This is a genomic window from Myceligenerans indicum (assembly GCF_016742955.1).
Taxonomy (GTDB): domain Bacteria; phylum Actinomycetota; class Actinomycetes; order Actinomycetales; family Cellulomonadaceae; genus Myceligenerans; species Myceligenerans indicum.
On the sequence record NZ_JABBYC010000081.1, the window covers coordinates 1 to 8,826 of the forward strand.

Annotated in this window: 8 protein-coding genes and 1 pseudogene; 4 read left to right on the forward strand and 5 right to left on the reverse strand. The window is 74.2% G+C overall.

Translation table 11 applies throughout. The annotated features are described in order from the left end of the window. Positions 1–100: 100 nt before the first annotated feature. Positions 101–520, forward strand: a pseudogene (locus HGK34_RS21255) (OB-fold nucleic acid binding domain-containing protein); the annotation flags it as partial. 84 nt (positions 521–604) lie between these two features. After that, positions 605–1,441: a hypothetical protein gene (locus HGK34_RS21260; protein WP_201851242.1), complete on the forward strand. Its 837-nt coding sequence runs from the start codon at positions 605–607 to the stop codon at positions 1,439–1,441. Between the two features lie 49 nt (positions 1,442–1,490). Here the strand turns inward: HGK34_RS21260 and HGK34_RS21265 are convergent, their stop codons facing one another. Further along, entirely contained in the window at positions 1,491–1,958 is a 468-nt protein-coding gene (locus tag HGK34_RS21265) for an Lrp/AsnC family transcriptional regulator (RefSeq protein ID WP_201851244.1), read from the reverse strand. Between the two features lie 59 nt (positions 1,959–2,017). On the opposite strand from HGK34_RS21265, the gene HGK34_RS21270 reads away from it, so the two are divergent. Then, on the forward strand, positions 2,018–3,214 hold the full coding sequence (locus HGK34_RS21270) for a trans-sulfuration enzyme family protein (protein WP_201851247.1): 1,197 nt from the start codon (positions 2,018–2,020) through the stop codon (positions 3,212–3,214). A 25-nt stretch (positions 3,215–3,239) separates the two neighbouring features. Here the strand turns inward: HGK34_RS21270 and HGK34_RS21275 are convergent, their stop codons facing one another. After that, the gene (locus HGK34_RS21275) at positions 3,240–3,647 is read right to left on the reverse strand and encodes an ArsR/SmtB family transcription factor (protein ID WP_201851248.1); all 408 of its coding nucleotides are present in this window, start codon (positions 3,645–3,647) and stop codon (positions 3,240–3,242) included. Continuing rightward, entirely contained in the window at positions 3,644–4,288 is a 645-nt protein-coding gene (locus HGK34_RS21280; RefSeq protein WP_201851249.1) for an SRPBCC family protein, read from the reverse strand. The genes HGK34_RS21275 and HGK34_RS21280 overlap by 4 nt, the downstream gene beginning before the upstream one ends. 58 nt (positions 4,289–4,346) lie before the next feature. Between HGK34_RS21280 and HGK34_RS21285 the strand changes: the two genes are divergently transcribed. Beyond that, positions 4,347–5,234, forward strand: coding sequence for a hypothetical protein (locus HGK34_RS21285; RefSeq protein WP_201851250.1), 888 nt, complete (start codon positions 4,347–4,349; stop codon positions 5,232–5,234). A 28-nt stretch (positions 5,235–5,262) separates the two neighbouring features. On the opposite strand, the gene HGK34_RS21290 is transcribed toward HGK34_RS21285, so the two are convergent. Next, positions 5,263–6,153, reverse strand: a complete 891-nt coding sequence (locus HGK34_RS21290) for a serine protein kinase RIO (protein ID WP_244667040.1) — start codon at positions 6,151–6,153, stop codon at positions 5,263–5,265. Between the two features lie 347 nt (positions 6,154–6,500). Further along, positions 6,501–8,826: serine/threonine-protein kinase (locus HGK34_RS21295; protein ID WP_201851257.1), on the reverse strand; the 2,326-nt coding region annotated here is incomplete at its 5' end.

Consider the following 8,826-nt stretch of genomic DNA (forward strand, 5'->3'; position numbering starts at 1 on the left):
GATCTTCTCTTTCAATCTCAATCTACTACAGTCAATTTACACTCAGGTAATTTTTTTAATCCCTTATCGTCGGCAGCGTCAGATGTGTATAAGAGACAGGCCGGGAATGGCGGAGACGGAGGTGGTTCAGGCGGACGCCTGGGCGACGGGCGTGACGCCCGACTCCTACCCGACCCAGTACGTGCGCGAGGGCCTGAGCGCGGCGGGGGTGTGCACGGTGGCGCAGGTGGTGGCCACCGAGCCGGGCCGGCGGGTCGCGGTCGGGGGCGTGGTGACGCACCGGCAGCGGCCCGGCACCGCGGGTGGCGTGACGTTCCTGTCGCTGGAGGACGAGACCGGGCTGCTCAACGTGATCTGCACGGCCGGGCTGTGGCGCAGGTTCCGGAAGGTGGCGCGGTCGGCGCGGGCCATGGTGGTGCGCGGGCGGGTGGAGTCGGCCGACGGCGCGGTCAATCTCCTGGCCGAGCATCTGGCGCCGCTGAGCCTGACCACGGCCGGCCCCTCGCGGGACTTCCGGTGATCCGCTATATCACGACTCGCCGGGCACGGGTCCGGGGTGCTGCTTATCGTGCCCGTCATGGCGAATCAAGGGGGAGCAGGGGAAATGGAGATCTTCGCAGCACAGGGGGAGAAGCCCACACACCGGCGCCGGCCGGTGGTGGTCTCCGGCGTGAGCGCGCTCGTGGCCGTCGTCGTCTGCGGCGGCGGCCTGGCGCTGGCGGTCCGGGCCGGCGACGGGGACCCGGCCGTGGCCGCGGCGACGGCCAGCCCGCTGCCGATTCCGATGATCATGTCGGCCGAGGACCTTGACGGGGCCGGGGCGCAGGACCTGCCCGGCGGTCTGGCGAAGGCGACAGCGCGGCTCGCGGAGGCGGTCAGGGCGGGTGAGCAGGTCTACGCGGCGGCCCGCGGGACCGCGCCGTCCCACGTGCTGGAGACGTTGCGTGAGGCGCTCGACGAGGCGTCCGTCGCGCTGGACGGCGAGCTCGACCGTGACGCGACCGAGAACCAGCGTGCGCAGCGCGCGGCGGAGCTGAACGGGCTGCGCACGCAGATCCTCGACGCCGCCGCCCGGATCACTGCCGTCCGCACCGTCCCGGGCTCCGAGCTTCCGCCGGGCACCACGACCGCGGCGGTCGTGCCCGACGACGTGACCGCGGTGGGCGGAACCGGACGCGGCGAGCCGTCCGCCGGTACCGCCGGTGAGGACACCGTCCGTGCCGACGGCGCGGGTGGCTCCGCCACGGACGGCTCGGGACCGGGCGGCGGGGACACGAGCTCCGGCGGTTCGGGCGGCACGGGAGGGGACGGCGGGGACAGCGGCCCGGCGCCCACCCCGGCACCCACGCCGACTCCCGCGACGTCGCCCACACCCGCACCGTCCCCGGCGCCGTCGAGCCCCTCGCCGGCACCGTCGCCGTCGCCCAGCGGTTCGGCCTGAGGACACCGGCCCGGAGGGCGTGACACGGCGCGCGTCAGGACGGCGCGCGTCAGGACGGGGCCACGGGGCCGCCCGTCCAGGAGGCGAACACCAGGTCCGTCTGGACCCGGCCCACCTCCCGGCGGGCGGTCAGGTCGAGCACGAGATGCTGGAGGTCGTCGGTGTCGGTGCAGGCCACGTGGACCAGGAAGTCGTCGGGCCCGGTGACGTGGTGCACCGCCCGGGTCTGCGGAAGCTGCCGTGCCCACTCGACGAACGGTCCCAGGAGCGGCCGGGAGTGCGCGGCGAGCCGGATCGCCAGCACGGCCTGCAGCCCGCGCCCGACGGCGGCAGGGTCGATCTCGGCCCGGTAGCCGCGGATCACGCCCGCCTCCTGCAGCCGCTGGGTCCTGGTGAGGCAGGTCGAGGGCGCGACCCCGACCAGCCTGGCGAGCGCCTTGTTCGCCAGGCGGCCGTCCTCCTGCAGCTCGCGCAGGATCGCCAGGTCGACCGAATCCAGGCGCACTTCTCGGGTCATGGACCGAATGTCTACCAGACGACGTCCGAAAACCGCGCATCCTGTGCGAGAAGTACGCCATGGATACGCACACAGGCTCATCCGCGGAGCGGTCCGTCGCCACCCGCGCCGTGCACGCCGGACGGGACGATCTCACCGACCTCGGCCTGCACGCCCCGCCGCTCGACCTGTCCACCACCTACCCGTCCCGGGACGCGAAGGCTGAGGCCGCCCGGCTGGACGCGTTCACCGAGGGGAAGGACGACGGCGGCCCGCCCATCTACGCCCGTGCGGCCAACACCACGGTGCGCCGGTTCGAGCAGGCGCTGGCCGAGCTGGAGGGCGCCGAGGCGTCCGTCGCGTTCGCGAGCGGGATGGCCGCCCTGTCGGCGGTCCTGCTGGCGCGGGTGTCGGCGGGCCTGCCGCACGTCGTGGCGGTGCGTCCGCTGTACGGCACGAGCGACCATCTGCTGGACTCCGGGCTGCTGGGCAACACCACGACGTTCACCTCGGCCAAGGAGGCGCCGTCGGCCATCCGCGAGGACACGGGGCTGGTGGTGGTGGAGACGCCGGCCAACCCGACGCTGGGCGAGGCCGGGATCCAGGAGCTGGCGGACGCCTGCGCTCCCGTACCGGTGCTGGTGGACAACACGTTCGCGACGCCCGCGCTGCAGCGGCCCCTGGCGCACGGCGCGGCGATGACGCTGCACAGCGCCACCAAGTACCTGGGCGGCCACGGTGACGTGATGGGCGGGGTGGTCGCGTGCTCCGAGGAGTTCGCCCGCACGCTGCGGCAGGTCCGGTTCGTCACCGGCGGGGTGCTGGACCCGCACGCCGGATATCAGCTGCACCGGGGGCTGACGACACTGCCCGTGCGGATGCGGGCACAGTCCGCGGGAGCGGCCGAGCTCGCCCGGCGCCTCGCCGGACATCCCGCGGTCGCGCGTGTCCACTACCCCGGCCTGGGCGGGGCGCCGCGTCCCGCGGACCAGATGACCGGCGGCGGCGCGATGGTCGCGTTCGAGGTGGCCGGCGACGCGCCAGCCCTGATCGGCGCGGTGCGGCTGATCACCCCGGCCGTGAGCCTCGGGAGCGTGGACAGCTTGATCCAACACCCCGCGTCGATCAGCCACCACATCATGGACGCCGACTCCCGTGCGGACGCGGGCATCCCGGAGGAACTGATCCGGCTGTCGGTGGGCCTGGAGGACGTCGAGGACCTGTGGGCGGACCTGGACCAGGCTCTGCGCGCGGTGGCCGGAGAGCCGCGGCGGTAAAAGTGTGCCAGGCGCGAAGCGCGGGTCAGCCCGCCTCGCGCCGGTTCCCGTCCGGGGGCCCCGCCGCCCGGCGCCGTTCACGCCGCCCCCGGGCGAGCTCCGTGGCGAGGGCATCGAGCGGTTGGGCAAAGGCATCCTCGAAGCGGGCGAGCCACTCCCGGGCGTCGGCGGTGCCCGCCTGGTCCACCGCGTAGAGGCGGCGCGTGCCCTCGGCGCGGACGCGGACCAGGCCGGCGTCCCGCAGCACGCGCAGGTGCTGCGAGACGGCCGGCTGGGAGATGTTCACGCGCGCCTGGAGCGCGGCGACGAGGGCACCGGCCGGCTGCTCGCCGCCGGCGAGCAGCTCCAGCAGGCGGCGCCGTACCGGGTCGCCGAGCGCCTCGAAGAGGCCCCTGCGGGCGGAGTCGGGCGGCTCGGCGGGGGATGCGGTCATCCCTCCGGTGGGGTGGTGTAGAACGCGAAGACCTGGTCCGCCGCGGCGTGGGCGGCATCGTCCTGCTCACCGGCCGCGACCGCTGCGCGGGCCCAGTCGTCGGCGGCGGGCCGCACGAACTCCTTGCCCTGTGGGCTCACGCACCAGGCCTCGGCCTCAGCCGGGTCGTTCGGCTCGCCGGTGGCCAGGTGCAGGCCCAGTCCCATGAGGGCCAGGTCCCAGCCGACCCCGGCGGCGCCCGGGCCGAACCGGGTCCAGAAGTCGGGGTCGACGCCGGACTCGTGGGTGAGCTCGAGCACGGTGCCGCCGCCGGCCTCGGTCAGGCGGACCGTGACCCAGGACGTGCCTCCCCCGATCTCCCAGGTGAGGCCGAAGGACTCGGGCGGTGTGCAGCTCTCCACGGTGCCGGAGGCGTTGCCCTGGACGTGGTAGCGCCCGCCGAGGCGCAGTTCGCCGGTGACCGGTGCGAACCAGCGGGGGAGGCGTTCGGCGCCGGTCACCGCGTCCCAGACATCGGCGCGCGCGGCCTGGTACGTACGGCGTGCGACGACGATCTTCGTGGGGGCGCCCGCACGTTCGCCGGTTCGGACCTCGCGGGTGACGAGCCCGGCGGTGGCGGCGGGGTCGATCGTGATGGGCATGAGGATCCCTCCATAAGTAGACACTTATATTTAACCACGGGCGCTAGAGTGGCGCGCGATGGGCACGTACAGGCACGGGATCGGCCAGTGGGTCTACGAGCGGCGGTCCGCCGTCGTGGCCGGCGCCGGCGCGTTCGTGGTGACGATGCTGTGCGCCGGCGGGGCGGTGGCCCTGATGATCGAGGACCGGCCGCGCTACGAGGCGGGAGCCGTGATCCAGACCGTGCGGATACCGGCGATCGTGACCGCGGACGTCGTCGCAGGCCAGGAGGCTCCGCCCGCCTCCGTCGACCGGCTGCTCGGCGAGTCCCGCGTCCGGTCCGTCGAGACGATCGCAGCCGGCGAGGCCGTCTACACCGCCGCCGAGCAGTCCGCCGGGGCGTCCCCGGACACGCTGCGACGTCTGCGCGACGCGCTCGACGAGGCATCGCACGGCGTGCAGGAGGAACTGCCCGACGGCGCGAGCCAGGAGCGTCGCGAGCAGCACATCCGGGACCTGGAGGCGCAGCGCACCTCCGTCCTGGACGCCGCGTCGGCGATCACCCAGGTGCGCCACGTCCCGGCGGAGGAGCTGCCCGCCGGGACGACGACGACCACCGGTCCGGTGATGGAATCCTCCGAGTCGCCTGGCGGCGAGCCGTCCGAGCAGCCGTCACAGGAGCCGTCACGGGAGCCGTCGCAGCAGCCGGGCGACGAGACGTACGACCTGCCCACCGACGCGCCCTCCGGCCTGCCCACGGACACGCCCTCGGAGGTACCCTCCGACCCGTCCTCGGATGAGCCGGCCGGTGACCCGTCGCAGAGCCCGCCTCCCGCGCCCGAGGACGAGACCGGCCCGCCGCCGCCCGCAGACGACCCGGACGCGGGTGGCCTCGGCGGCCTGTTCGACAAGGGCGAGGTGACCGGCGACCCGACGCCGTCGCCGAGTGCCACGCCGGCCGGCTGACCCGCCTGCGCGTCACCAGGCCTGTGCGTCACCAGGCCTGTGCCAGCAGGTCCGCGAAGAGCTCCTCCGGATCCGCCTCGAGGCCCCGCGAGGAGAACCAGGCGCACATGGTGCGGCAGTCGCGCAGGAGGATCTCCGACGCGAACGGGTTGGAGGCGAGGTCCACCACCTGGGGCAGGTCGATGATCACGAGCCGCTCCCCGTGCGCCAGCACGTTGTACGGCGACAGGTCGCCGTGCGCGTACCCGAGCCGGGCCAGCACCGACATGCCCGCCACGAGCTGCTCCCAGTAGGACTCCAGCAGGTCGGCGTCCGGGCGCTCCCGGGCGAGCCGCGGCGCGGCGACGACCTCGCCCGAGTCCGGGTCCGTGTCGCCGACGAACTCCATGAGGACCTCCGTCCCGTCGATCTGCGCCGGGTACGGCACGGGCGCTCCCGCCTCCCAGGCCGCCGTCATGGCGACGAACTCGGCGTCGGCCCACTGGGTGGCCGCCACCGCGCGGCCCCAGCGGGACCTGCGGTCCTCGACGGCGCGCTGGTCGCGGGTGCGCCGGGAGCGCCGGCCCGCGGTGTAGTCGCCGTCACGGCGGAACGTGGTGTGCTCCCGCGCGCGGTACCGCTTGGCGACCAGCAGGCAGGCGCGCGGCGAGCCCGGCACGGCGCGCTCGATCAGGAACGCGTCCGCCTCCTTGCCGGTCTTGAGGATGCCGAGTTCGGTGTCGAGAGCGGCGTCGGAGGTGACCAGCCAGCCGGGCCGTGGTTCGGGGCCACGCTGGCCCTTGGCCACCGATCGCCAGGTGGACCATCGCTGGCCGGGGCCGGGCTCGACGACGGCGGGCTCGGCCGTCTCCGGGCTCGCGGCGCGCTCACGACGCGCGATCAGGTAGGGGGAGTCAGGGACTGCGGGAAAACGGGGCAAGGGAGGTACTCCTCGGAAGCTGGAGCAGAGCCGGCGACCGGGTGATCGCCGTGCGCTCCGGGATCGGAGGCCGCGCGGGCGCGAGACACCTTCGCGTGTCTTATCGCGGGATGCGCGACCCCTGGTGGGTGGCATCTGCCGCAGCCGTGCCCGCGGAGCGCGAGGGGTGTGCGGCGAGCGTCAGGCCGTCGTCCATGACGCCACCTCCTTCCAGGGAGCCCACCGGCCGGGCCGGCGGGACGTTGGCCGGTCCCCGTCCGGGGACCGTGAGGCTCACCCTGGCACCCGATCCTGGATGGACGCCAGGCATTTTCCCCGGACGTTCCTGTGAGTCCGGTGCGGCCGGCTCAGCCGGCCAGCAGCACGGCGCCGCCACTCACGAGCAGCAGGCCCAGCACGTAGAACCAGACGTGCATCCGGTGCCCGGCCGAACGCAGCATCGCGGCCACGAGCAGCGCGGCCGCCGCGACCAGCGGGCCCTCCGCGGGCCGGACCACACCGACCGGGAGGGCGGTGACGTAGGCCAGCCATGACACCAGCCCCGTCGGGCCCACCACGCCCACGGTCAGGAGCGCCGCGGCCGCCAGCAGCAGGCGTGGTATCCAGCGCAGCAGGGCTCCGGTGAACCGGGAGGCCCGGCGCGGCCGTGGTGCGGCACCGGGCGGGGGCGCCGCCGGTCCCTGCGGGGCAGGGCGCTCGGGGACCGGGGCGCGCACCGGGCTCCGGGCGGGAACGGGCTGCGTCCTGGCCGGTGCGGACGGGGCCGGCGCCCGTCCTACCGGCGGCATAGGCCGCGTGGCGCCCACGTCCGGCGTGCCGGCAGGTGCGGGTGAGGCGGGCCGGGCTGTCGACCCTGGCTGGGCCGACCGTGGCTGGGCCGACCGTGGCTGGGCCGACCGTGGCTGGAGCGACGGCGGCTTCGAGCGCGGCAGCGCCGAGGTGGCAGACGCGGCCGGCGTAGCCGGCAGGTCCGTTGTGGGGGCCGGACCCAGATGCTTCACCGAGCTCGTGCGGGGTGCGGGACCGAGATGTTTGACGGGACTGGTCCGCGGCGCGTACGACGGCGGTGCGGGCTCGGGTTTCCGGAACTTCCGCCAGCCGCGCAGCGTGTCCGCGTGACCGTCCGGCGGCGTGGCCGCCCGCCACCGCATCGCCTGCCAGATCCAGTCCTTGATCTCCGCCGGGGTGTGGCCGTCGGCCGCATCCGCACCGAGCTGTGCGACGTGGTCGGCGATGACCTGGGACGCGGCGCCGTCGAAGCCGTCGGCGTGCACCTCGGACAGGACGTTCATGAGCTCCCGGTCGTACACGAGGGCGTGCCACGGCTCCTGGGAGCGGCCCGGGGGAGTGTCGTCCGCGCCGAGGACCTTCGTCGGCCGCTCGGGCGATGCGGCCAGGACGGCGGTCGGGGGGATGGCGGCGCGCTCGCCGGCCGTCACCCCGTCCGCGACGAGCCGTTCCTTGAGCAGCAGGGTGGGATCGGCGTCCACGCCGTGCAGCCGGGCGCGCACCACGCCCGCGATGTTCGCCAGCGGTGGCCGGTGAGCCGGCTGGTACCGGGTCATGGCCAGGATCAGCGGGAGCAGGTGCCGGTCGATCTCGGGCGGCGCCTGGCCGGGATCCGTGCCGGGTCCCGGCTCGATCAGGTCCTCGACGGTCAGGTCCCGCCCCAGGAAGTTCAGGTCCGGGGGCAGCGCTCCCGTGGTCGCGAACACGAGCAGCAGGCCCAGGCTGTACACGTCCGAGCGGGGATGCACGCGGCGCCCGAACAGCTCCGGAGCCATGTACGACACCGTTCCGGCGGGCTGTGTCGAGGTGGCGGCGTCGAACACCTTGGCGATGCCCAGATCGATGAGGACGGCGCGCTCGCCGTCGACCATGATGTTCGCGGGCTTCAGGTCGCGATGCAGGCAGCGCTCGTCCTGCAGCACCAGCAGCGCGTCGACCACCTGCTCCGCCAGGCGGAGCGCGGCACGGCCGGACAGCGGCCCCTGGGCCCGCACGCGTTCCAGCAGCGTGCTGCCGGGCACGAGCTCCATCGCGAACCACGGCTGCGCGGCCTCCATGTCCGAGGCGACGAAGTGCGGGAAGCCGCGCCCGTCAAGCCGCTCGAGAAGCTGCGCCTCCTGCTCGAACCGGTCCCGGGCGTCGTCGGGCAGGCCGGTCAGGACCTTGACCGCGACCTCCGTGGCGTCGTCGGCCCCGGCTCGGTAGACGTGGGCGAAGCCGCCGTGGCCGAGCGACTCGCCGAGAGTGTAGGCGCCGACACGCTCACCACTGGCGGGGATACGGCGCACCGGGCGCACGGGGAGCGGTGGCGGCTCCGGAGGAGCCTCAACCTCGGGTTCAGGGTTCTGGCCCGGTGTCCCAGGAGTCTCGACCTCGAGTCGAGGGTTGGTCGGGTCCGCGGGGTCGGCCTCGGCTCCCGGGGCGGAGCCTTCCTCGGCCAGACCTTCAAGTTCTGGTTGAGGGTCGTCCGCCGACTCTGCGTCCAGGAGCTTCTCGCCGGCCTCGGCCTCGGCGTGCGGCTCGGAATCGTGGTGCGGCTCGGAATCGGCGTGCGGCTCGGGCTCGTCCTCCGGCTCGGGATCGTCGCCGGTCCCGGTCTCGGCGGCATCCTTCTCCGCAGGTTCGGGAGGGGGTGGAGGCTGGGGCTGTCTCTTATACACATCT